A 2,069-nucleotide genomic window follows, 5' to 3' on the forward strand; every position below is an offset into this window, starting at 1 on the left:
GTTCGACACTGGATCCGGTGCGGATTCGTTTCCGGCGAGAGCACTGGCCGCACGCGAAGCCATCCGCGTCGACAGCGCCTGCTCCGCCCGCTCTTCCCGCCGGACCGACGACACCTCACCCTTCCCGACCACGTCCACCAGAACCGCAGTGGAATACTCGCCCTGACCCGCGCGGTACAAGGTGATACGGACGGACTTGCGCAGGATCGCGTGGGCCTCTCGCTCGGCTTCAGGCCCCGGCAACTGCTCTGCGAAAGCAGCGACAACGAGATCCCGAACCACTCTCATCACCAGGTCGGCGTCGTTGTTGGGGGACCGCGTCATCGCGATGGAGAGAATCTTGTTCCCATCCTCGTGCTCACGCCGACGGATGAATCCCATTGACAACCAAGTGATCCGCTCCCGAGCAGCCTCCGACAGAACGTCGAATCCCCGCAGGAGGAACTCCGTCAAGGACGTCTCCTCGAGATAGTGACTCTTCCCCCGCTCCGGCGTTTCGTGCACAGTGATTCCCACCGAGCGGTCGCTACTATTGCTTCTGTGGGTCACGTAAGTGAAGCGAAACTCACTGAGGTCGATGGATCGTTTCAGCGCCTCCTGCCTCACCAGCTCTTCGAGCACCTCATGCTCGGGGCCGCGATCTCCGTAGTCGACCCGGTAAATCCTTTTCGTGACGTGCAACCGGATATCGCCGAGTTGCTGATTATTGCGGGCGCGATCAGCGATATCGTCCAGGAATTTTTTAATGAATTTGTTCAGGCTCTCGCGAGCGCCTTCGACGATCACGAAGGAAACCCCGGCCTCCAGCCCACCTTTCCAGCTTTCGATTTCGGCATCGGTACGCTTCCTGGCTCGGCCGCTCAGTTCCCTCGGCAGCCAAGTCAGTCCCGGGTCTTCGGTCTGCCCCGCCGCCGCTGCGTGGTTCGACACTGGATCCGGTGCGGATTCGTTTCCGGCGAGAGCACTGGCCGCACGCGAAGCCATCCGCGTCGACCGCGCCTGCTCCTCCCACTCTTCCCGCCGGACCGACGACACCTCACCCGTCCCGACCACGTCCACCAGAACCGCGGCAAACCATTCCCGATTCCCGCGGTACGTTTTGATGTGGACGGACTCGCCCAAGATCCTGCGGGCCTGTCGCGCGGCTTCAGGACCCGGCAACTGCTTTGTGAAGGCGGCGAGGACGAGATCCCGCACCTCTTTCACCAGAAGGTCGGGACCGGAACTGCGGGTCTGCGCCACCGCGATGGAGAGAACCTTGTTCTCACCCCGTCCCGTCTTGTATTGAGCAATAAATCCCGTTGACAGCCAGGTGATCCGCTCCCGGGCAGCCTCCGACAGAACGGAAAATCTCGGCAGGAAGAACTCCGTCAAGGACGTCTCCCCGAGATAGTCGCTCTTCCCCAGCCTCGGTGTTCGGTGCACGGTGATCTCCACCGAGCTGTGTATATCCTCGCTGAAACTGTGGCTCCTGTAAGTGAAGCGAAACTTACTGAGATCGATGGATTGCTCCAGCGCCGCCTGCTTCACCAACTTTTCGAGCTCATCATGCTCGGGGAGGCGAACTCCGGCGTCGATAACGCGCGTTGTTCTTTTGACATGTAACCGGATATCGCCGAGCTGCTGATTATTGCGGGCACGATCAGCGATATCGGGCAAAATTTTCTTCATGAATTCGTTCAGGCTCTTGCGGTCGTCTTCGACGATCGAGAACGGCTTTCCGGCCTCCAGATTAGCTTTCCAGCTATGGGTTTCGGCATCGGTAATTTTCTTGACTCGACCGCTCAGTTCCTTCGGCAGCGAAGGCAGCTTCCCGTATTCAGCCTGCTTCGCCACCGCCACGGCGTGGTCCGGCACTGAATCCGGTTCGACTTCGAGTCCGACGAGGGTAAGGAAAAGTCCGACCCTCGAACGGTTGGTCGTCCGGGTGACACCCATCACGACATGCCTAGCGATGAGCTCCTCGACCTGCGCGGCCAAGTACTGGGGCCGCGCAGCCTGCACCGCCGCGCGTATCTCCGCCGTCACCCGCGACCTCTGCAGTTCGGCCGATCCGCCACGGGCCACCA

At 60.9% G+C, this 2,069-nt stretch carries 1 protein-coding gene; it reads right to left on the minus strand.

The features are described from left to right. Window positions 1-1,938: hypothetical protein (locus H074_RS08510; protein WP_235096706.1), on the minus strand; the 1,938-nt coding region annotated here is incomplete at its 3' end. Between the last annotated feature and the right edge of the window lie 131 nt (window positions 1,939-2,069).

The organism is Amycolatopsis decaplanina DSM 44594 (assembly GCF_000342005.1).
Classification (GTDB): domain Bacteria; phylum Actinomycetota; class Actinomycetes; order Mycobacteriales; family Pseudonocardiaceae; genus Amycolatopsis; species Amycolatopsis decaplanina.